We start from the raw sequence: 22,945 nt of genomic DNA, 5'->3' as shown, positions 1-22,945 counted from the left end.
AGAATGATGAAATCAACAATCAGAAATAAATATATACTTACAATTGCAGTAATAGCAGCCCTGACATCGGGTTGCAAGAAAGATTTCCTGACGGTAGAACCACCTGATAAGATTTCTTCCGAATTGGTATGGAAAGATGGTGCCTTAGCGCAAGCTTTCGTAACCGATATTTATGGTGGCTTCAATGATGGCGGTTTTTCAGAGCAAATGCTCTCTTCCGTGTCAGATGAGTCCATGTTTACACATCCAAACAGGGGGATTGATTTGGTCAATTCCAGTACGATTAATCCGTCAACACTAGGCTGGGTAGACGATACCTGGAAATATGTGAAAATGTACAACCGCATTCGTGCCTGTAACATGACCATCGAAAGATTAGGTGGTACAAATAATGGATTAACCGACCAGGGCTTGAAAGACAGGTTAATGGGGGAAGCACATTTTATGCGTGCCTACTTTTACCATCAGCTTTTAAGGTATTATGGAGGTGTGCCATTGGTGACTAAAGTTTATGCACTTACGGACGATTTTAAAATCAAAAGATCTTCCTATAAAGAATGTACTGACTTTATCATCAAAGATTGTGAAGAAGCAGAGCGATTGTTAGCAGGAAAGAGCATGGATAAAGGTAGAAGTAGTGTATTGGCCGCTTTAGCTTTAAAATCTAGAGTGTTGATTTATGCAGCCAGTGATTTACATACCAAAGCAGGACTTTTATCCCTTGAAATCGGTGCTCAGGCGACTGCAGCAGCTGTATTGCCATTGTTGGCTTATGAGGATGACAATCAGGCCCAACGATGGAAAACGGCTCAGGATGCTGCAAAAGCTGTAATGGATGCTGGAAGAGGTTATAAGTTAGATTTATCAGCTCCGGCAACAGCTCAAGAAGGTCGTTTGAACTATAAAAGTATTGCCATGGGCGGAGGAAGTAAAGCAACAGGAATGGATGTAGCAGCAGCAACAGAACTGATTCTTGCCAGATACTTTATTGACCGAAGTGACATGCGTTATGGAAGGGCAAATGGCCCTAATGGTTACCGAAATTGGGCAGGTAATACGCCAATCGGTCTGTTAGTAGATGATTATGAGATGACGGATGGTACAAAGTTCAGTTGGTCTAATCCAGCTCAAAAATCTAATCCTTATCAGAATCGTGATCCACGCTTTTATGCGACGGTATTGTATGACGGTGCGGGTTGGAAACCAAGGGACAAGGCGGTTGGAAATGTTGATCCTGCCAATCAGATTCAAACTGGTGAGTACGACCTGGTCGTAGACGGTAAACTAACTAGTTATAAAGGTCTGGATACGAGATCTGGCCCAATTGAAAGTTGGAACGGCAGCTGGACCGGTTATTATACCCAGAAATTTACTGATCCCGATCCAAATATTGTAGACGCTTCCATGCCTCAGTTTGTGCCTTGGCCTTTCTTTAGGTACACTGAAGCCGTGATGAACTATATCGAAGCAAGCATCGAACTCAATCAATTGGGAGAAGCCATTACCTGGTTAAATAAAATCCGCTTCAGGTCAGGCATGCCCGCAGTAACGGCAACCGATCAAGCCGGACTAAGAACAGTTTACCGTCATGAGCGTAGAATTGAAATGGTATATGAAGAACAACGCTACCACGATGCCCGTCGATGGTTGATCGGTAAAGTCGCGTTGGGAAGAAAAACCGACTATATCAAGGTAACCGGTAAGTTTAAACCGGGTAAAACACTCGAAGGTAAATACAAGTATGATCCTACAATTTATGATTATACCTATACACCAACCGTAGAGACAGCGCAGGAAAATCGGATCTGGCTGGATAAAATCTATTTCAGACCATTCAGCAGGGATGAAATGAATAAGAATACCGTCCTGGTACAAAATCCAGGTTATTAATGTAAACAAACCTTGTTTAATATCTGAAGGCTGCGCCGGTTGTTTCAAACACCGGTGCGGTCTTTTTTTATGCATTTAATTTCATTGGCTGCCTTTGCAGGAATATCGGGCTAGTTTTTCTAGCTTTGCCTCAAATAACAAAGAGATTTAATGGAAGTCAAAAATTTAGAACCTCAGGAACTTTGGCGTAATTTTGCTGCTTTGAATGCAGTGCCCCGCGCTTCAAAAAAAGAAGAACGTGTGATTGAATTCATGGTTCAATATGGCCACAGCTTAGGGCTGGAGACCATTCAGGACAAGACAGGTAATGTGGTGATCAAGAAGCCGGCTACTCCAGGTATGGAGGACAGACAAACGGTGATCATGCAATCACATCTGGATATGGTTCACCAAAAAAATGGAGATCGCGACTTTGATTTCGCTACACAAGGCATAGAAATGTTTGTAGATGGCGATTGGGTACGTGCCAATGGAACGACTCTTGGTGCAGATAATGGCATCGGTGTAGCGACGATAATGGCAATCCTTGCTTCTTCAACCATTGTTCATCCGGCTATTGAAGCGATGTTTACTATCGATGAGGAAACCGGCATGACTGGTGCTAAAGAATTAGATCCTTCAAATTTTACAGGTACCATTTTATTGAACCTGGATACAGAAGAAGATGACGAATTAACCATAGGCTGTGCAGGTGGCATCGACACCAACAGTATCTATAATTATAAACAACTTCCAGTTACTAATGACCACCTGGCTTATCAAATCACAATCAAAGGTTTGCTGGGCGGCCACTCAGGAATGGATATCCATAAAGGAAGAGGGAATGCAAACAAACTGATGAACCGTATATTCAATGCGGCACTTAAAGCTTCAGACCTGCAATTGTGTATGGTGGATGGTGGCAGTTTAAGGAATGCAATTCCTCGTGAATCTAAAGCAATTGTTGCTGTCCCTAGCTTACAGAAAGAGGCTTTTCTGAACTGCTTCACAGATTTCTGTGCGGTATTGAAAGAAGAGTACAAAAGTATCGAAACGGCAATGAACATCAGCATCGAAGAAACTGAGCTTCCTAAGTTTGGAATGACTAAAGTAGACTTCCTGAAAATTGTAAATGCGGTTTATGCTTTGCCAAATGGAGTATTCAGAATGAGTCCGGACATTAAAGACCTTGTAGAAGCTTCTTCAAACCTGGCAAGAGTTATCATTAAAGGAGGAGAATTTATCACGCAGTCTCTACAACGTAGTAGTGTGGAAAGTACCAAAGATGATGTGGCTTTCGCAGTAAGAGCAGCATTGGAAAATATGGGTTGTGATGTTTCCCGTAGCGGAGATTATCCGGGATGGAAACCAAATGCAGATTCTGATATCTTGAGGTTAATGACTAAACTATATCAGACTACTTTTAATGCTGAACCAAACGTAAATGCTTGTCATGCGGGATTAGAGTGTGGAATTCTAGGAGCTCATCTTCCAGGTATGGATATGATCTCTTTTGGGCCTACCATCCATGGTGCTCATTCTCCGGATGAGTGTGTGCAAATCTCTTCTGTACAGAAATTCTGGGGTTATTTGTTGAAAGTTCTTCAAGAAATTCCAAAAAAGAAATAAAACTTTATAGATCATATATCCTTAACCTGAACTTTACAATGCAACCTTAGTTTTGCGCTATAAATATTTGGTTAGTATTTATAAGTTTAGGTTTAGTTGATACAAAAGCCCCGATGGATGTCAGGGCTTTTGTTTTTTATTTGGTTTTTGGTAAACTGTTGATCCAATCTCTGATTAAACGAACCCCTTCTTTGTGGGTTAAGGTACGGGCAAGTTCCGGCATGGCCGTTCCCGGTTCTGTACTGTTCATGCGGTAATAGAGAATCGACTGATCTGCATTTCCTGGTATAATATCATAGTCCAAACCACCTGCACCACCACCAGCAGATACTGGCGCTTTTTTTAAGCCCAAATGATCCGGGTTCTGCTCGGTATAATCCAGAAAAAGGCCGGTATTATAAGCATCACCACCCTTAGTGTGGCAATGTGCGCAGTTGATGTCCAAGTATGCCCTTGCTCTTTGGTCTAAACTAAAGTTCTTGGTGTCTGTCCACACCGGTAATTGATGTACTTTACTCAGCTCTGGTAAGCCCGTTAATTGTTTATGAGCAGCCCATTGACTCAATTGGTTTTCTTTTTGTCCGGGAATATTGAAATTCAAATTTCTGGCTTTTGGACCAATTGGAGTTAATACACCATCCTTAATGTGACAACGTTTACAATCATTGGTATTTGGAACCTGATAATTGGTGAAATATTTCTTCCCTTGGTCATCTAATAAAGTGATGGGAACCTTTGCTCCGGTAATGTGTTTTAACGCATCTGTCTGCTCTTTATTCCACAAATAATTCATCACCTTCCAGTTCTTATCTTTTGGGTCTTTCACCAGCAATCTGGTTTCAATCATGATCTTTTCATGTGCCACATTGGTATAAGCGAAGTTTTTTACGATAATTGTAGAGTCTGGAAAATCCAGTGCTCCATCTTCCGTATACTTGATTTTGGCACCTTTAGGCAAGACAATGAAACGATCTTTAACCGCATAGTCCGTAAACAAAGGTGTCGTCAACTCATAGTGAATGATACCAGAATCCGGCTTCAAATTAGTCAACTTGCCTTTAAAAAATCCGTAATCAGACAACTTCTCTTTAAACTGGAAATCTGCTGCTGCGGTGGTTGTGGTTGTTTTGTTTTTGCATCCCTGCTCTGTCAGCACCGATAGGAAGATGCTGAACAGGATTAGGGAGCCAAAAATATAGGTCTTTCGCATTAGTTATTTACATTGGAATGGGCTGAAATTTGTATTGGGTTTCCATTTTGCTGCGTTGGCAATATTTAGGAAGTCTGCATTCACAAAAACATTGTCTCCCGGCTGTTTGATGCAGATGGAATCTGGGTTAAGCGCGGTTCCTTTAGTCAGGATGTTGCTGGTAATGCCATCATACATGATCAATGGGATCCTTTTGTTTTTGCGTGCAGGATCTAACTCATTTAGTTTAGCCTCGGTAGCAACCAACAGCTGACCAATACGATGCTCATATGCTGGTTTAGGAAATTCCGGACCCATTTCTATCGTATTGTCATGGATATTAACATTTTTAGGAATAGGAGAGTAGTTCGCATTAATTTTTTCTCCTGCTTTCTCATCTACAGCAAAACCGGATGCAATGGTAATAGAAGATGTATTGTTATTGATGATTTTGTTGTTGTAAATTTCAATATCTGAAGCGGCCAGGATGATAATCCCACTGCCAGGTGATGCATTTCCTACACCCCATGTGGTTCCAAAACTTCCCGATTTTGCGAAATTCCTGAAATTATTATCATGGATATAATTGTTGTATACCTTCACATGACCACCTCTTTTTGAAAGGTCTGGTAAGTCAAAAATTAAGAAACCGGCAGTGTTGTTATAAAACTCGTTGTCATAAACCTGTGCATTGGAGGTGTTCTCGATTTCACAACCAGCAACATTTTTTGCGGCTTTACATTTTCTAACGATAGCACTATCGGTTTGACCCACATAAATACCTGCATCAGAAGACCCCTCTGTATAGCAGTTTTGAATCAGCACATTTTTGCACATAACCGGGTAGATGGCATAGCCACCGCTCGTAGAATCTGCTTTGCTCCAAACCGCATGAAGGTTGTTCACGGTTACATCGCGGCTTTTGTTGATTTTCAAAAGGTCTCCTTTGGAATCCTTAATGGTCATTGCCTCAATGGTAAAGCCTTTCACATCTGTTACCCGGATCCCTTCACCACCCTGACTCTGGCTAGAGAAATCAAGGATCGTTTTATCATGGCCTTCTCCCTGAATTAAAATATGGTTGACCTGTGCAATGCTCAGGTTGTCAAACTTGTAATTGCCAGCTTTCAGCATAATACTGGTGCTATCTTTCAGGGATAAAAATGCTTCTTCGATTTTAGCTTCTTCTCCCGGATTAAAAGTGAGCATGGTTTTGTACTGGTTCTGCGGGCCTGCTTTTTGAGTGCAGGAGGCCCAAACTCCGGAAGCCAGGAGTAAGAGGAGTACCGCGCGGATAGATTGTTTCATATTTGGTTTTTGTGTTTAGCGATTAAAAAATGTTGTAAGCATACGTCACATAATAAACGGCTCCGATATTCGGATTAGCAATACCAGTAGAATAGTATTTATTGGTGATATTGGTTGCGCCTAATCTGATACCTGAACGGGCTTTGATTAATTTGTAACTGATTTGAGCATCAATTACTGCCGAGCTAGGTACAGTACCTTTTGCCAGACCTCCAGAAACCACGTATAAATAGCCTGGTTTATAACGAAGACTGGTATTGAAAGACCATACTTGTTTCTTGCCAAAACCACTATTGCCAAATTCCAGATTCACATGGTAGCTTGGGGTATTGAAATTGTTCACCTGGCTATTGTTTTTGTTCTTAAGGTGATCAGAGAAATAATTTACTTTAGTTAGAAAATTATAGCCAAGGTCTACGCTTAAGCTTGCGGCATAACCATAAGTATTTACAGTTTGGCCACCATTAAAAGCGATATTATATACGGAATAGGTGCTTTGGTCTTTAAAAGCATTTACATCATCAGTACCCGGTGTATTCGCTACATTGGCATAGCCGATGAAGTTTTTCCAGGTTGAAAAGTAACCCAATACATCAAAGATCACTCGCTTACCAATCAGCGCGGCATATCCCAACTCAAAGGCATTCACAGATTGTGGTTTAATGTCGTTGTATTTGAAGCGCTCCAGCACAGTTGCATCACCGGTTTCCCGATATTTATTTACACTTTCCAAAGTGTAAGGAGGGTATTTGTCAAATTCATAAGTACCATTCAGCAGCAAAGCGGAGCCTCCAGACGAGTAACTGTTCATGCCATTCAAAGTGCTTTGTAAAGCTTGGATATTGGAAGGGAAGCTATAAGCATTTTGGTAAGAGAAGCGAATGAAGTTTTCTTTTGCAACCTCATATACCATTGATGCTCTCGAAGTTATTTTCGGATCAGAGAATAAGGTATTTTTATCATAACGGAAGGAGGTACTTAAGCTCAGTTTATCATCCATTACTTTTTTCGCCAGTTGCACATAAGCACTGTATTCTTTTACATTAATCGGCTTGTTCTTATCTGGGAAAAGCGTGTTTTTACTGTTTAGGCTATATAAACGCCAGTTCACACCAGCAATCACACTCATGAACTTGATCTCTTCTGCAAAATTATACTGTGCTTCCGCATTGTACAATTTGCTGCGGTCTAAAAACAAGGTTCCTCCTTCAGAAATTGGGGTGCCGGAAATACTATCTTTCAGGTGATTAAAACGGGCTGATCCTTGTAGAGGACGTCCTTGGTCGGCAAGTGCACGAGCTGCAAGATTGGCATCTATCATAGACGCGCCGCCAGCAAGAGCGGTTATCAGTCCTTCTGTATATTGCGGGTACCATCCCCCCATCGCTCCATCATAACTAACCTTCCAGGCTTCATTGATTAACTGTGCCGTAGGACCTGCAATAACGGTGTTGCCTGAGTTTTCTGAGGTCGTATAGGCACGTACAAACCAGTTGTCACTTTTCAGTTCTGCACGATACTGACCAACTTTAAAGTTTTTCAATTGATAACGGGTATCATTAGTATATACGATGTTTCCGGTACCATAGGTGCCAGAAAGAATCCCTTCTAATTTTGGATTGAACTTATATCTTAATTCTGCATTGGCTTTAAAAAGTTTGGCTTTGTTATCCAGATACCCGTATTCAGGATAGCCAGTTCTGGCTACATAATTTGGTTTGGCCAGCAGCGGTTCGATTAATGGCGCAAGATCAGGATTGCCTGCTAATGCAGCTTCAAGAAATGGGTTAATGTTTGTATTGGTGGCACTCCCATACATATTGACCCCATCATAATTGGGGTCTGTCAATGCATTACCCGGGCCATTTTTATTGTCCATATTGTTGGCTACCCAATCTTTTGCCTGTGTATATTGCATATTCACCTTAAATGCAAACTTTTCATTTACTTTCTTTGCATAGCGTAATGCCCAGTCATAATAAGGAGATGCAGGAACGGGGTCTCCATTGTTTTTACCATTCAGATGGTTTACCCCCTGAGTAACGAGTACACTTAGGCCCTGATATTTAAAAGGATTCTTCCCCGTCATCACCATCGTGCCATTCAATCCCCTGGATCCATAAAGAGCAGAAGAAGCACCAGAAAGGACTTCGATATTGTCTACATCCAATTGAGTTAAACTAATCGCAGAACCTAATGGGAAATTCAGACCTGGCGCCTGATTATCCATGCCATCTACAATCTGCGTGAAGTTCGTGTTGCCACTGGTATTAAATCCCCTGGTAGAGATACTGGTAAAACCGATACTGGATACCGTTACATCCACGCCTTTCAGGCCTTGAATCATATCCATATAATTTAGTTGCGGGGAATTGACGATGTCTTTACTACTGATTTGCTCAATAGTAACGGGGGAGGCCAGCTTCTTTTGCACCGTTCTGCTGGCAGAAACTACCACTTCCTGTCCCAGCATCGAAGCGGGTTCGAGATTGATTTCCAGATTTTCAGAAAAACTTTGAACAGTTATTTCCTTGGGCTCATAACCTATGGAGGAAATGAGTAAGGTAAGGGGCAGTTTTTTAGAAGTCTTCAGTTGAAATCTTCCCCGGTCGTCACTGTAAGTGCCTTCAGTACCGTTTTTGATGCGCACGGAAACCGCGTATGCAGCCTCCTTTGTCACATTGTTGTTAATGCTCCCTTTGATCAGGCCTTGTGCCCTGACGGAATCAGGCATAAAGAAATAAAGCATCAGGCTGAGTAACATGATCTTGTTCATATTTGGTTGGTTTTGTTTGTCTTAAAAAGTCAACGTAATGCGGTGCAAGCACCCATACTCAAATAGAACCTCCCATGTTGATCAGCGTTAATCTTGATGAACTTGTTTTAGAGCTGTTCTATTTTTTTATCCCTTTAAATATCAGCGAAACCAGAAACTTAATATCCTGGAGACTCTGTGTATAGTCAATTTCCGTTTCCCCCTTTAAAATCGCCTGTTGCTCCACACTGTGTTTTAAGGCATCGGTAAGGTTGATCAATACAGAAGCTGTATTTTCCAAATCCGTCATTTCTACCTCGCCATCTGCTACGGCCTTCCCCAACAATTGTGTAACAAATATTTTTTCCCTTTTCATCAGGGCATTATACAATTCAAAGAAACGAGGTAAGATTTTATTCAGTGTATCCACAGATACACGGTTCATATTTAAAACATTCTTGTAATAGTTAAACCTTGATTCCAGGTAAAAAGCAATCCGGTTTTCTATCCCTTCCTTAAGTACTGTAGTCTCCTGTAAAGAGTTGATGAAATCTTCTCCTTCTTTGAGTGCCACTTCAATGAAAATATCCTCTTTGTTCTTGTAATAATAATATAGCGATGCTTTATTTAGCCCAACTGCCTGAGCAATATCGTCTAGCGTAGTCTTGTCTAATCCGAATTTTGCAAAGCATTGCATGGCCGATCTTCCGATCTTTTGTTTTACCAGTTCTTTCTTACTCATGTTCCTTACCTTAAAACTATAAACATATTATCAATAATCCAAATGTTTTAACAAAACGTTTGAAAATTGAAAAACACCTTGTGCTAGCCGTAAACTTAAAGTATTCAGGGGAATAAGGAAGATGTTTTTTGGTGAATTGGGAGCCGGGGGAGAATTCCCCCGGCGGAAGGTGTTGAGGATCCAGGAGGATCTTATGATTTTAACAGGTTGATTTCTACCCTTCGGTTTTTTAATCTTCCTTCTGGTGTTTTGTTATCGGCTACAGGTTTCGTGTCGCCAAGGCCTGCCGTTTTAATCTTGTTTGCAGGGATTCCCTGACTTACCAAGAAGTTTTTTACAGATGCAGCGCGTTTTTCAGACAACCATTTGTTATAAGTTGCAGTTCCTGTTTTATCGGAATGACCTTCAATCAGGATGTTATTCGCCTGCTCGTCCTTGATCACATTAGCTACAGCTGTAATTCTTTTTTTTGCCGCTTCACTTAAGTAAGAAGAGTTGGTCGGGAATAGCACTTCCGAACCAAAGGTAAATTTGATCCCTTTGTCAGTACGTTCAATCTGATCATCCGGTAAATCTTTTTTCATTTTATCCAGGTCTTTATCAGAAGTCTGCGATACTGGAGCTGGAGTAGTTACGATCGTCTTTTTTGTCTTGCAAGAAAGGGTAACGGTAAGCAATAAAGCTAAAATTAGGTTTGTTCTGTGTGTCATTAAGAAACTAAATTAACCGTAAATATAGCCATTAATCAGACCATTAATCCTTTACCTTTGTATCAAGTTTAAGGAAAAAGAAATTAACGATTTAATCCATGATATGAACTGGGAAAAATTATTATCAGCAAAACGCTGGGGAAATGAAGATAGATTTGCTGGAAATCAAAAGGAAGCAAGGTCAGAATTTCAAAGAGATTATGACAGAATTATATTTTCTTCACCCTTCCGTAGGTTGCAGAATAAGACGCAGGTATTCCCGCTTCCTGGAAGTGTGTTTGTACACAACAGGCTAACGCATAGTCTGGAAGTGGCGAGTGTAGGCCGCTCCCTAGGAACTATCTTCTATAATAGGATCAAAGCAGAAGATGCCAATGTAGACGAAACTTGCCCTTTACTTTGCGAAATAGGGAACATTATAGCCTCCGCTTGTCTTGCACATGATTTAGGAAACCCAGCTTTTGGTCATTCCGGAGAAGCTGCTATTTCTCATTATTTTACCAATGGTGCTGGTAAAGCATATGAGGTGCAAGTGAATAAGGCAGAGTGGGAAGACCTGATTAATTTTGAAGGGAATGCCAATGCGCTGCGGATTCTTACCCATCCATTTGCTGGAAAAGGTACCGGAGGCTTTGCGCTTACTTATGCCACACTCGCGGCAATCGCCAAATACCCTTGTGCTTCGCTTTCCGGACACAACAAAGCGAATATCTACACGAAAAAATATGGTTTCTTTCAATCTGAACAAAGTGGTTTCGAAAAGATTGCGATGGAGATGGAATTGATAAAAGTGCAAGACGAACCAATGGTTTATAAGCGACACCCACTGGTCTATCTGGTGGAGGCCGCTGATGACATCTGCTATAACATTATCGACCTGGAAGATGCCCACCGACTAAAGATCCTTTCTTATACAGAAGTAGAAACGCTATTAATACCTTTGTGTAATGACCCTAAATTGCCTGCACGTTTAGCAACCATAGAAGATGATGATGCAAAAATCACGCTGATGAGGGCCAAATCAATTAGCACCCTGATCGGCCTATGCTCAAATGTATTTTATGAACAGCAGGAAGCTATTTTAAATGGTGATTTTAACCAAAGCTTGATGGATGCAATTGAAGAACCCTTCCTTGCTGTGATGAAAGAGATTGAAAGGATTTCCTATAAAAAGATTTACAATTATTCCTCAGTGGTTCAGATAGAGGTAGCCGGTTATCAGGTAATGGGTGGTTTGCTGGAAGAGTTTATTCCTGCTTATTTGCAGAACGAATCTAAATACCATAAGAAATTAGTGGAATTAATTCCTAAGCAGTTTTTGACCCAGGAAACAGATACTTATACCAAGATTCAAAGTGTATTGGATTTTATCTCGGGTATGACAGATATTTATGCTGTGGAATTGTTTAGAAAGATCAAAGGAATTTCTTTTCCCTCTATGAGTTAATGAAAATTATCGCTCTGATATTTGACATTACTCCCAGAATTTGGACTATTCTGGGAGTAATGTGTTAATCTGTTGAATAGAATGAACTACTAAGAACTACAGGATAAGGTTGCGCTACCAGGTTGTTCATTCGCCCATTGCGGTCTCAATGCGAAGAACTCATCATGCTCCTTGCTATATGGTGTTTCTAAAGCTTTTTGGAGTTTCCTGAAAAGCTGATCTTCTCCCTTTTCTAAATCCTGTATGGCTTCATACAATAGGTAATTTCTTAAAATAAACCTCGGGTTGTTTGCTTTCATTTTTGATCTGGAAGCTGTTCTTGTAATCGTATTTTTCGAGAGGCGTTCCTGATAAGTAGTCATATTTTTACGGAGTAATTCCAGTTGGATTTCCGATAAATTATGGTAAAATGAAGGTTTGAAATGTCTGTTAATAGCTTCAATATCGCTTAACTCCTCTGGAAGATCACTTAGCAATTGATAGAAGATGGTCATGTCTGGTTGGATTTCAGCTAAGAGATTTTCAAGGTCATCAACCAGCCCTACATCACCATTGCCTAGCTCATCTAGCCCCATTTTGGCAGCTTTCATCGAATAGAATTTTTCATAGAAAACAGGGCCAAAACTTTCCACTGTACTGATCAGTTCTTTAGGATCTTCAAATAAAGGCGAAATTGCATTGGCCAGACAGCTCAGGTTCCAATAAGCCACGGAATGCTGTTTGCCATAGGCATATCGGAGCCCGGGGTGGTCTGTGGTATTCGGACTAAAATTCAGGTCATAGGCATCTAGAAATGAGAAGGGGCCATAATCTATGGTTAAACCCAAAATGGACATATTATCCGTATTCATTACCCCATGGACGAAACCAACCCTAAGCCATTCTACAACCATAGTGGCTGTGCTTTCCATCACTTTTTTAAACCATTGTAAGGTTTTGTCAGGTCCTGTAAGCTCAGGAAAGAACTTTTCAATGGTCCAATCCACCAACTTTTGCAGGTTTTCATATTCCTTTCTGGCTGATAACATTTCAAAATTGCCAAATCGTAAAAAGCTAGGTGCTGCACGCATCACAATTGCTCCAGGTTCTAGAGCCGGGCGCCCATCATAAAACATATCTCTCCTGACCTGGTCACCGGTAGCAACCAGGCTTAGCGCTCTTGTGGTAGGTACCCCTAAGTGATACATCGCCTCACTCATCAGGTATTCCCGAACGGAGGATCTCAGTACGGCTCTTCCATCTGCTCTACGGGAATAGGGGGTCGGACCGGCGCCTTTTAATTGCAATTCCCAGGATTTGCCATTCGGCAAGGGCCATTCACCTAAGGTGATTGCGCGGCCATCACCCAGTTGACCTGCCCAATTCCCAAACTGATGCCCAGCATAACAAGCGGCATAAGGTTTCATCGTCGGGTTAACAGTATTGCCACCAAGAATGCTCAGGTCGTTTTCATCAGGTTCCTGGATGCCCAATTCGGCTGCAAGATCTGTTGTCCATGCCAATAGTTTTGGTTGATTGACTGGACTAGGTAAAATTCTGCTATATAAAACTCCCGGAGTTTGACGAGGTTGGGGATCGCCACTTTGATCTCCTTCAAAAGCTTCAGTGAAATCATTGACAAATTTATGGGTGCTCAGATGCTGCATAGTTAAATTGGGCTATTTGTTATTGCTTACAAATATCGGGTAATTTCAGGACTAACCGAGCTGCCCTTGCATCTGAACTAAGTAATTTTTTAGGACTGAAAGCACTTATTTATATCTATATATAGTGATATCAATACATATCTATGTATAGATATGCATTGATATCTTTAATAATGCCGTTTAAGCCCCCAGGAGGCTTGATAATTTAGCCAGCATTTTAATCCAGCTTTGATAAGCACCGTTTTCCTTAGCAGAAGCCTCAGGGACGGATTGATGAAGTGAAAGTTTGGTTTGCGTCCCAATTGGGCTAAATGTAACTGTGGTTAAAATTTCCATTGGCCAATCTCCAGGTTTCCCGGCGTCAGTAGCCGCTAAAATATCGCCGGCTTCGTTGCTCAAATTCATAGAGAAAACCAATTTCTCTGGAAAGACTATGTCCAGATATTTGCCCTTTACCCAGCAATCCCCATGAACAGGGTCATGAATACAGGAATGAAAACTTCCATTTTTTTCGATGTTGATGCTTTTATAACTGATGCTGCAGCCATCCGGCGCGTACCATTGAACCAGTTGATTTGGATCTGTCCAGGCCCGAAATACCATTTCTACCGGGGCATTAAAGAGGTGTGTGATGTACAGCTCCTTTTCTTTGCTTTTAGTGATTTCCATCGTTTTGGGATTTAGTTTTTAAATCTTGTAGATACTGATCAAGTTTTTCAAATTGATGTACCCATTGTTTTTTAGATTGTACTACCCAGTCTGATACTTCATTTAGCTGTTCTAGACGGGCCTCGCAATATCTTTCTCTTCCTTTTTGTGTGATTACGATAAGGCCACATTCTGTCAGGATTTGAATGTGCTTAGAAATTGCCTGGCGACTGCTATTGAAGCTTTCTGCTATGGTGTTTAAGTTCATAGGCCCCCCGGAAATTTTTTCAATAATCTGTCTGCGGGTAGGATCAGCTATGGCTTGAAATACGTCTCTTCTAATGATCATAAGGAAAAATATAATAATAAATATAAGGGCAATCATTTGGTTGCGCAAATGTTTTGTTGATTATTTTTAATTAACCTATTGAGCTACTTGGTTGTTGTCTGGATACCTGCGCTCTGCTGGTTGAATGCTTATAAAAAATCGCGATAGGAGCATCAGATAGGATTAGCCCACGTTGTATTTTATACCTTTACAGAAAAAATCTTGATGGAGAAGTTGAGTCAGTTGGTTTATAAGTGTTTGTTACTCTTCGTATTTGTGTTTATGGGGATAGCTGCTATTGCTCAGGAGAAGGTTGACTGTGAAAAGATATTAGATCAGGAGCCTTATTTCGTGAGGCATAAATCGGGAGAGAAAGACTTGGCTTTGCAGCGGGATATTGAGATCTTAAAACGCTGCGGGGATTTTAATACGGTAGATAGTGCTTTTCTGAAAGGTAATATGTTGGGGATGTTGATGCTTCAAGAGGTACGGGCAGGAAAACCTGCTACTTATCGTACACTGGTAGATTTTTTTCAAAACTTCAGAAAAACGGCTGAGTATAAGGATTTCTCTTACGGATTAGTTCTATATCGGAAAATAGGACAGAAAAAGGTGAATTTACAGGATTGGCCTGCGGATCAGGAGCTGTTTGTTAGAATGGGCTTTACAGTTAATGATCTGGAAGATTTTAAAGCTTTCATTTTTCGTCCGGAACATGCAGCCATGAATTATTTACAGGTTTTCTCTAAGTATATGAATGAAATAGAGGGAATGAGGGTCGACAAGAATTAAAAAGTATTAAAAATAAAAGCTGTACTTTTGTGAAAAATTAAAGCAATTGGGAACACTACTGGACTTAGGAATAAAAGGATATAATAATTACGGAACGCACTTGAAAGAGAAGTATAAGGGGCAGCGTGTATTCAAAGTAATCGTTGACGGTGGTTTCACCTGTCCAAATCGTGATGGCAGTAAAGGTTATGGCGGTTGTACCTATTGTAATGTAGACTCATTTACACCAGAGCTTTCTAGAAAACTACCAACAATCCGCGAACAGCTGGAGCAAGGTATGGAAAGGGGGAAAGGTTTTTATAAAGCGGATAAATTTATTGTTTATTTCCAGCCAAATACCAATACATATGCGCCGGTTCATTATCTGAAAATGATGTATGATGAAGCACTTTCAATCAACACGGAAGATGTAGTCGGCTTTTCTGTTGGTACCAGGCCGGATTGTATTGATGCGGAAAAAGTGGCGCTTTTAGAAAGTTATGCTGATCGTTTTGATGTGGATTTGGAAATGGGAATGGAGTCGATTTATGATGAAACCTTGAATCAGATTAATCGTGGCTGTAGTCATGCGGAATTTGTGGAAGCAGTTAAATTGCTGGACAATTCTAAATTGGACCTATGTGTGCATACTATTTTTGGTTTCCCATGGGAAACAGAAGAAATGATGCTAGGTTATATTCATGAAATCAATAAATTCCCAAAAATCAAATTTGTAAAATTCCACCACCTTCACATTGTAGAAGGATCTATCATGGGGGTAAAATATAAAAAAGAACCTTTTAAACTTTTTAGTTTAGAAGAATACACTGATTTCCTTTGTAAAGCAATTCCATTGTTACGTCCGGATGTAGTGATCCAACGTCTTTTTGGTATTTCCGACTGGGATTTGTTGATTGCGCCAAATTGGGGATTAAACAAATCCGCTATTCAGACCTATATTGATAAAGAAATTGAACGCAGAGGAGTCGTGCAAGGGTCTGCTTATGTTCCGGTGGCTGAATAGTCGCCAAACAATTCTATAACCTTATTTTTTCTAAACTTAAAGATTTGTTGCAGTTCTGCTGCAACAAATAAAGTATTGGCTATTCTTCCAAAAATGCCCATGGGTAAACCATAGGTCAAGATGTCGTTCATCTCTACGCCTCCATTGATGGCTCTGAAGTGATGTTGGTGGTGCCAGAAACGGTAAGGGCCAAAGCGCTGCTCGTCTATGAAATATTCCTGATCCTTTACCTGGGTGATTTCTGTCATCCAGTTCAGCTTGATTCCCAATAATGGAGATACTTTATAAGTAATGATCATTCCAGGATACATTTTTTCTTGTATTTGTACACCTGAAGTGACCTGAAAAGCCATTTTAGCCGGGGTAATCTTTGCTAAATTCATCGGCGAAGAGAAAAAATCCCAGGCTGTTGCTAGGGGAACAGGTAATTGCTGACTGAATTTCAATTGATATGCTTTCATAGGTAATTAAAGGTACGATATTTCTCTATTTCTAGTTTTTTACTCTTAAAAAACTATTTGTTGGATTGTTTTTATCTGTTTTTCTATAATTAGCTGAGTAAATTCAAATTATTTCATTTTTAACAGATTGTTTTGGGGTGTTTTTGTGATATTTTGATATTTATTTTGTTTTTAATTGGATTTTTCATCTCTTTTTGTTGGTTTTATTGAAGTTTATATAACGTTTTCGTGATTTTGTATCACTTTTGTTTCGTGTAATTCTAATTATTCATTAGTTTTATCAAAAAAATAAGAGTAAAATCAATTATAAATTTTAAAAAACCGAGAATCATGGCCAAAATTTTATTAAAACAGGTGGGACCTTTTGCAGTTTTAGCAATAATTGCAATTTTAGCCCTTTTTGTACCCCTTCATCCGAACTTTGATGAAGGAAAATACAATACTTCAGACATTGCATTCATTTTAGTGGCAACAGCCCTGGTGTTTTTGATGACTCCGGGCCTTGCTTTCTTCTATGGAGGGATGGTTCACCGTAAAAATGTACTTTCTACGATGATTAAGAGTGTGGTTGCCGCAGGAGTGATCAGTGTTTTATGGGTAACTGTGAGCTTTAGTCTGGCTTTTGGAGAAAGTATCCACGGGTTAATTGGTAATCCATTAACCTATTTGTTCTTTCAGGGCGTAAACTCTGGACCTTCATGGAGTATGGCGCCAACGATTCCACTAACCTTGTTTGCACTTTTTCAATTGATGTTTGCGATCATCACTCCAGGTCTGGTAGTCGGAGCCGTTGCAGAGCGTATCCGTTTTACTTCATATATCTTATTTATTGTTCTGTTCGCTCTTTTCGTATACTCTCCATTGGCACATTGGACTTGGCATCCGGAAGGCATCCTGTTTAAAATGGGTGTACTCGATTTTGCTGGCGGTACAGTAGTTCACATTTCTGCAGGGATGGCTGCTTTGGCAGGAGCCCTGGTATTGAAAAGAAGAAGAAGCCACCAGGACCATCAAGAGGTTCCTCCTGCAAACATTCCTTATGTATTAATTGGTACTGGCTTGCTATGGTTCGGCTGGTTTGGTTTTAATGCAGGTTCTGCATTGGGCGCAAACAGTCTGGCAGTTTCTGCCTTTGCAACAACCAATATCGCTGCCGGTGCAGCAGGATTGTCATGGATGTTTTTTGATGTGGCCAGAGGCAAAAAACCTTCCGTTCTGGGTTTCTGTATCGGTGCAGTGGTAGGGTTGGTAGCGATTACTCCAGGCGCAGGATTTGTGAGCATTCCTTCCAGTATTTTCATCGGTGCTGCAGCAGCAGTAGTTTCTAATCTTGCTGTAGTATGGAAATCTAAAACAAGCCTGGATGATACATTGGATGTGTTTCCTTGTCACGGTGTAGGAGGTATTGTAGGGATGCTATTGACCGGTGTTTTTGCTACAAAAACAGTAAATGCAGCGGGTGTGGATGGCTTGTTATATGGCAATCCAACTTTCTTCTTTACGCAATTGAAAGGTGTACTTATCGTAGCGGTTTTCAGCTTCGTAGTTTCTTTTCTAATCTTCAAATTGATCAATGTAGTACAGCCAATCCGTGTGACTTCCGAAGAAGAAGAGGCTGGGCTTGATGCGAGTCAGCATGATGAAAAATACTTCCAGGGTACCTTGATTGTGGCCGCAACAGGAGTAGAGATAGACAATGCTGATTAACCCACTTTATCAGCCCTTATAAGAATAACCATAAAAAAATATTTCCCTATGTCATAATACCCCATTCAGTACAAATGCTTTAACCCATCATTGATTCTATACCTCAAACCAACCAAACTATGAAACTGAAATCAATTTTTACCACTGCATCACTGTCCTTCGCTTCCTTTTCTTACGCTCAGGAAGCACCTTTGCAGATTTCCGGATCTGTCGATACTTACTACAAGTATGATTTTGCGAAACAACCTAATATCGGAACGAGCTTTGCGAGCGACCAGAATTCTATCTCTTTAGGGATGATAGACCTGGCGTTAAAGAAAACCACAGGAAAAGCTTCATTTGTTGGAGAATTGTCTTTTGGACCACGAGGACAATATCAATCCCTGATTAATGGAGACGGTACTGACGATAATTCCTTTCACATTCAAAATCTATATGCTGCCTATGCTTTTACGGATAAGTTCACGGTAACTGCCGGATATATGGGAACCTTTATTGGGTATGAAGTGATTTCTCCAACAGGAAATTACAATTATTCCACTTCTTACTTGTTTACTAATGGGCCTTTTCAGAATGCAGGAATAAAAGGAAGTTATGCTTTTTCCAGTAAGGTAAGTCTGATGTTGGGTTTGTTTAACGATTGGAATGTGTATAAAGACCTGAATGGGGTGTCTCATGTAGGCGGGCAATTAACCTTAAGCCCTGTTGAAGGCTGGACGGCTTATCTGAATGTACTATCCGGGAAATCTGCAGGAGCAGTAGGTACAGGAACCATCCTGGATCTGACCACTGCTTATCAGGTGACGGAAAAAGTGAAATTGGGTTTAAATGCCGCGGATTATTCTGTAACCCATGATGGAGGAGGTTATACCGGCGGAGCATTGTATGTGCAAAATGCTTTTACAACGGCTTTTTCTTTGGGATTGAGGGGGGAATATTTTAATTGGAAAGGAACAGGAGGAGATAGCGATGAAAATGTTCTCGCGTTTACCCTCTCAGCAAATGTTAAAGCTGGTGGATTGACCTTTATTCCAGAGGTTCGCTTTGATGATAGTTCTTCAGCAATGTTTTTGAAAAAGAACCTTAATCCTTCAAAAAATGCCTCCCAATTTTCTCTGGCAGCGGTTTATGCTTTTTAGTCTTCGTTAATTAAATACAGGAAGAGGTTGTTTAGATCTGAGTTTTGTGATTCGAACTTTGCTTTAAGCAGCCTTTTTCCTTTAAATTTATGATTATGAAAATTGTTGTGATGTGTTTATGTTTTTTTATTGAAATGTCCAGTGTTTTTGCTCAGGAGCGTAAAGAACCGATGTTGTCGTTTGATGACAAAGGGAAATATATCTATTATGAAGTCGTAACTCAGCAAGATAAGAGCGCCGAAGCGCTTAAAGAAAGGGCAAAAGCTTATTTTAGAAGTCCAGCAGCACCGAAAATTCAGTTTTTAACACAGGATTCACTGTGGATAGGTAAAGGAAAGTTGATCATCAACAAAACCGCTTTCGTATTGACGCGTCCATCAGGGGAAGTGCGTTATCAGTTATACCTGGACTTTAAAAATGGGAAGTATCGTTTCTGGCTCACAGATTTCAATTTTATCCCGTATCAGCGGGATCGTTATGGTAATTTTGTTCCTGCTACTTCCATAGGGATACCTTTAGAGCAAAATCCGGGAAAATTGAATGCATTAGAATGGGCGTCTTATCTGAAGGTAACGGCTAAAGAAGTACAGTTGTTTGCGGATAAATTTAAACAGACAATGTTGGCCGATACGGCAATAGCTATTCCTACCACTAAAGCGGTTCCTGTACAGGTTACAAAAGATCAAAAATGGTAATTAGTGTACCATTTTATCGGCGCAGGTAGAACTGGCAAAAGCCTCCGGTTTTGCCTTGAAAATAAATCCCATACTTAGGATATAGCCCATAGCTTCATTTAAAGCCTTATTCGACTTAAACATCGGATTGGTATTGATGTCAGCATGGACTTCCAGGTCCACGTCATACAAGTCCAGTAAATCGCAAACAGAGTAAGCGGTTTCAATGGATTTTTGTACTTCAACAAGCATTCTTTCCTTGATGCTCATCTTTTGTGGCGTCTTTTCCTGATGGATGTACATGAAACCTCCATGGTTTTCTCTCAATAGGACAATTACCGTCGCGAAATCAGTTAAGGGCCCTTTTACCTGTGAGTCTGTACCGATACAGACCTTGAGGTGGAACCCTTTTTCGGTCTCCCTGATAATGGCTTGTTCAATTTCTTCTAAAATGGACGAGTGAATCACTTCGCCGCTAAATTTCTTCCAGGTCATACGTTATTGGTGTTAGTTAAACAACCCGTATTCAGGTTTCTTAAAAATAGCTTGATTAAATTAAAAAACCATTAATTTACTGTGGTTTAATTGTCAACAAATACTTAATTTTCAACAGGTTGTGGTTTGTTTTTTTGAGGTAATCGGAATAAAGCTGGTTTAAAAGGTAGCTGGTTTTGTTTTGCAGTCTCAATGGACTTTCGAAGCTGAAGTCAATTGAAATAAAATCGGATGACTAGGGCGGAAATTGAAAACCCTTTTTATTCATTATTTGTTATAATAACTCTTCCTTCAAGGGCGTTTCTATAAATAGAGTAGCTACTTACCTACAGAAGAGTGATTTACCATACCTTAAATATAAGCATTATGAAAGCAGAATTGATTAATGAGTTTTATTTACTACAACAAAGCATGGCTCCTTATGATTATCGGGAGAAAATGGAGGAACAAGTCTATGAACCTTTAAAAAAGGCCAATCATAAAATGACCTCCTGGATTTATAGGCGCGGTAAGATGTTGATGATTCTGGATCGGAAAATGAATAGCTCTATGAAGCACCTTAGAAGGAAATATTTAAAATTTTAACCGGAATTTTATATTTCCCCACCTTTCCACCTGACGTTTACTGGCTTAATTCCCTTATCTTTGTGCCATTATGGTAGAAAAGATACTGGAGAAATTAAAAATTACTTCTTTGAACGAGATGCAGCAGGCATCACTTGCGGCGACCGGAAAAGGAAGTGACGTGGTTTTATTAGCGCCTACAGGTTCTGGTAAAACATTAGGCTTTTTGTTTCCTCTATTGAACAACCTCAATGCAGATGTAAAAGGAGTGCAGGCTTTAGTACTGGTACCTTCTCGTGAACTTGCTTTACAAATTGAGCAAGTATTCAAGCAGATGGGAACTGGTTTTAAAGTGAACTGCTGTTATGGGGGGCACCCTGTAAAAACAGAACGAAATAACTTAGAACAACCACCGGCAGTATTAATTGGTACACCGGGGAGAATAGCGTATCATTTACGCCATGAGAATTTTGATGAATCTCCAATCCACACCTTAGTGTTGGACGAGTTTGATAAGGCGCTGGAATTTGGCTTCCAACAAGACATGGCCTATATCATCGCGAAATTACTTTCTTTAAAACAAAGAATTTTGACCTCCGCTACGGCAATGGATCAGATTCCTGATTTTACCGGGGTAAAAAAACCGGTGGAGATAGATTTCCTGAAAGATGTGAAAGTTGCACCCGATTTGAAACTAAAAAAGGTGTTAACTACTGCTGCAGATAAATTGGATACTTTATTTCAATTGATCTGTAAGATAGGTAATAAAACTACCTTGATTTTCTGTAATCACAGAGAAACGGTAGACAGGATCAGTGATTTGTTGATCGATAAAGACTTGGCACACGATATTTTTCATGGTGGCATGGAGCAAGATGAGCGTGAACGTGCCTTGTTGAAATTCAGAAATGGAAGTATTAAAATTTTAATTACTACGGATCTGGCTTCTCGTGGTTTGGATATTCCTGAGGTAGAATACATCATTCATTACCAATTGCCATACACAGAGGATGCGTTTTTACACCGTAACGGACGTACAGCCCGTATGAATGCAAAAGGAACAGCTTATCTGGTGATTGCTGATGATGAGAAGTACCCTTTCTTAAAAGCAGATATCGAAACGGAAAACCTAAAAGGTAATTTCGCGCTTCCTAAAGATAGTCAGTGGCAAACTTTATACATTGCAGCTGGTAAAAAAGATAAGGTTAACAAGATTGATATCGTTGGTTTATTATTGAAAAAAGGTGGACTTGAAAAAGACGATGTAGGTCTGATTGAAGTGAAAGATACAGCTTCCTATGTCGCAGTAAAAAGAAATATGGTCGGTAGAGTGCTTGCCGCTTTAACTAACGAAAAAATTAAAAACAAAAAGGTGAAAATTGAAGTTGCGATGTAATCGCAACGATTAATTGTTGATCTGAATTTAATACATAAAGTTCAAAATAATGAGCAATAACGATATTTTTAAGAAATTGCGCGTAGCGCTGGAACTAACAAATGATGATATTATCAAAATTATGGAGCTGGTAAACTTCAAAATCACTAAAAGTGAGCTTGGTTCCTTCTTTAGAAGCGATGATCACCCAAATTTCAAAGCTTGCGGAGACCAGATTTTGAGGAACTTTCTAAATGGTTTGGTTATATATAAAAGAGGTCCAAGAGTTACTGAACCAAAGGAAAAGCCAGCCAACTAAAAATTATATTCTAGGTTAAGCCGCGGAGAAAAAATAAGTTTTCTTCGCGGTTTTTTTTTGCGAAAATCTTTATTTGGATCATTTAATTAATGGTTTTTAAAGGATTTTATATTGCTTTCTCTTTATTTCTTTTTGGTGTAATTTT

The 22,945-nt window shown here is 40.0% G+C and carries 21 protein-coding genes; 11 read left to right on the top strand and 10 right to left on the bottom strand.

The genetic code is table 11. The features are described 5' to 3' along the window. Window positions 1–3 precede the first annotated feature (3 nt). Window positions 4–1,890, top strand: coding sequence for a RagB/SusD family nutrient uptake outer membrane protein (locus tag GM920_RS10495; RefSeq protein ID WP_235964497.1), 1,887 nt, complete (start codon window positions 4–6; stop codon window positions 1,888–1,890). Window positions 1,891–2,040: 150 nt separating this feature from the next. After that, entirely contained in the window at window positions 2,041–3,498 is a 1,458-nt protein-coding gene (locus tag GM920_RS10490; RefSeq protein WP_182956778.1) for an aminoacyl-histidine dipeptidase, read from the top strand. Between the two features lie 136 nt (window positions 3,499–3,634). Here the strand turns inward: GM920_RS10490 and GM920_RS10485 are convergent, their stop codons facing one another. From GM920_RS10485 to GM920_RS10465, 5 genes are all read right to left on the bottom strand, one after another. Further along, complete coding sequence (locus GM920_RS10485; RefSeq protein ID WP_182956775.1) at window positions 3,635–4,708, bottom strand: SO2930 family diheme c-type cytochrome; 1,074 nt, start codon at window positions 4,706–4,708, stop codon at window positions 3,635–3,637. Between the two features lie 3 nt (window positions 4,709–4,711). Beyond that, window positions 4,712–5,995, bottom strand: coding sequence for a parallel beta-helix domain-containing protein (locus GM920_RS10480; protein ID WP_182956772.1), 1,284 nt, complete (start codon window positions 5,993–5,995; stop codon window positions 4,712–4,714). A 22-nt stretch (window positions 5,996–6,017) separates the two neighbouring features. Then, complete coding sequence (locus GM920_RS10475) at window positions 6,018–8,771, bottom strand: TonB-dependent receptor (RefSeq protein WP_182956769.1); 2,754 nt, start codon at window positions 8,769–8,771, stop codon at window positions 6,018–6,020. A gap of 118 nt (window positions 8,772–8,889) precedes the next feature. Continuing rightward, window positions 8,890–9,492 carry a TetR/AcrR family transcriptional regulator gene (locus tag GM920_RS10470; protein ID WP_182956766.1) on the bottom strand — a complete coding sequence of 201 codons (603 nt, stop codon included), beginning with the start codon at window positions 9,490–9,492 and terminating at the stop codon, window positions 8,890–8,892. A 191-nt stretch (window positions 9,493–9,683) separates the two neighbouring features. Continuing rightward, window positions 9,684–10,202, bottom strand: a complete 519-nt coding sequence (locus GM920_RS10465; RefSeq protein ID WP_182956763.1) for an OmpA family protein — start codon at window positions 10,200–10,202, stop codon at window positions 9,684–9,686. 103 nt (window positions 10,203–10,305) lie between these two features. Here GM920_RS10465 and GM920_RS10460 point away from each other — a divergent pair, with 103 nt between their 5' ends. Further along, window positions 10,306–11,649: a deoxyguanosinetriphosphate triphosphohydrolase gene (locus GM920_RS10460; protein WP_182956760.1), complete on the top strand. Its 1,344-nt coding sequence runs from the start codon at window positions 10,306–10,308 to the stop codon at window positions 11,647–11,649. Between the two features lie 89 nt (window positions 11,650–11,738). Here the strand turns inward: GM920_RS10460 and GM920_RS10455 are convergent, their stop codons facing one another. From GM920_RS10455 to GM920_RS10445, 3 genes are all read right to left on the bottom strand, one after another. Then, a complete protein-coding gene (locus GM920_RS10455; RefSeq protein ID WP_182956757.1) occupies window positions 11,739–13,295 on the bottom strand; it encodes a protein adenylyltransferase SelO in 1,557 nt (518 codons plus the stop codon). Window positions 13,296–13,475: 180 nt separating this feature from the next. Next, window positions 13,476–13,964 carry an SRPBCC family protein gene (locus GM920_RS10450; protein WP_182956755.1) on the bottom strand — a complete coding sequence of 163 codons (489 nt, stop codon included), beginning with the start codon at window positions 13,962–13,964 and terminating at the stop codon, window positions 13,476–13,478. Then, complete coding sequence (locus GM920_RS10445) at window positions 13,951–14,292, bottom strand: ArsR/SmtB family transcription factor (protein WP_182956752.1); 342 nt, start codon at window positions 14,290–14,292, stop codon at window positions 13,951–13,953. Before GM920_RS10445 ends, GM920_RS10450 begins: the two co-directional genes overlap by 14 nt. 204 nt (window positions 14,293–14,496) lie before the next feature. Here GM920_RS10445 and GM920_RS10440 point away from each other — a divergent pair, with 204 nt between their 5' ends. Beyond that, a complete protein-coding gene (locus GM920_RS10440; RefSeq protein ID WP_182956749.1) occupies window positions 14,497–15,063 on the top strand; it encodes a hypothetical protein in 567 nt (188 codons plus the stop codon). A gap of 46 nt (window positions 15,064–15,109) precedes the next feature. After that, entirely contained in the window at window positions 15,110–16,066 is a 957-nt protein-coding gene (locus tag GM920_RS10435) for a TIGR01212 family radical SAM protein (protein WP_182956746.1), read from the top strand. On the opposite strand, the gene GM920_RS10430 is transcribed toward GM920_RS10435, so the two are convergent. Beyond that, window positions 16,045–16,527: an SRPBCC family protein gene (locus GM920_RS10430; protein WP_182956744.1), complete on the bottom strand. Its 483-nt coding sequence runs from the start codon at window positions 16,525–16,527 to the stop codon at window positions 16,045–16,047. The genes GM920_RS10435 and GM920_RS10430 overlap by 22 nt on opposite strands. Before the next feature lie 330 nt (window positions 16,528–16,857). On the opposite strand from GM920_RS10430, the gene GM920_RS10425 reads away from it, so the two are divergent. The 3 genes from GM920_RS10425 (at window position 16,858) to GM920_RS10415 (ending at window position 20,068) form a co-directional block, all read left to right on the top strand. After that, window positions 16,858–18,234, top strand: a complete 1,377-nt coding sequence (locus tag GM920_RS10425) for an ammonium transporter (RefSeq protein WP_182956742.1) — start codon at window positions 16,858–16,860, stop codon at window positions 18,232–18,234. A 119-nt stretch (window positions 18,235–18,353) separates the two neighbouring features. Further along, a complete protein-coding gene (locus GM920_RS10420; protein WP_182956739.1) occupies window positions 18,354–19,373 on the top strand; it encodes an outer membrane beta-barrel protein in 1,020 nt (339 codons plus the stop codon). 95 nt (window positions 19,374–19,468) lie between these two features. Further along, window positions 19,469–20,068 (top strand): DUF4468 domain-containing protein, encoded by a 600-nt coding sequence (locus GM920_RS10415; protein ID WP_235964496.1) that lies wholly within the window; start codon window positions 19,469–19,471, stop codon window positions 20,066–20,068. Here GM920_RS10415 and GM920_RS10410 read toward each other — a convergent pair whose 3' ends face one another. Then, the gene (locus tag GM920_RS10410) at window positions 20,069–20,542 is read right to left on the bottom strand and encodes a ribonuclease H-like YkuK family protein (RefSeq protein WP_182956736.1); all 474 of its coding nucleotides are present in this window, start codon (window positions 20,540–20,542) and stop codon (window positions 20,069–20,071) included. 366 nt (window positions 20,543–20,908) lie between these two features. Between GM920_RS10410 and GM920_RS10405 the strand changes: the two genes are divergently transcribed. The 3 genes from GM920_RS10405 to GM920_RS10395 all read left to right on the top strand — a co-directional run bounded on the left by GM920_RS10405 (window position 20,909) and on the right by GM920_RS10395 (window position 22,800). Next, the gene (locus GM920_RS10405; RefSeq protein WP_182956733.1) at window positions 20,909–21,127 is read left to right on the top strand and encodes a hypothetical protein; all 219 of its coding nucleotides are present in this window, start codon (window positions 20,909–20,911) and stop codon (window positions 21,125–21,127) included. A 67-nt stretch (window positions 21,128–21,194) separates the two neighbouring features. After that, entirely contained in the window at window positions 21,195–22,502 is a 1,308-nt protein-coding gene (locus tag GM920_RS10400) for a DEAD/DEAH box helicase (protein WP_182957554.1), read from the top strand. A gap of 49 nt (window positions 22,503–22,551) precedes the next feature. Continuing rightward, window positions 22,552–22,800 (top strand): DUF1456 family protein, encoded by a 249-nt coding sequence (locus tag GM920_RS10395; protein ID WP_182956730.1) that lies wholly within the window; start codon window positions 22,552–22,554, stop codon window positions 22,798–22,800. The last annotated feature ends 145 nt before the right edge of the window (window positions 22,801–22,945 follow it).

The organism is Pedobacter gandavensis, from assembly GCF_014172405.1.
Classification (GTDB): domain Bacteria; phylum Bacteroidota; class Bacteroidia; order Sphingobacteriales; family Sphingobacteriaceae; genus Pedobacter; species Pedobacter gandavensis.
This window is presented reverse-complemented; position numbering and strand designations above follow the sequence as displayed.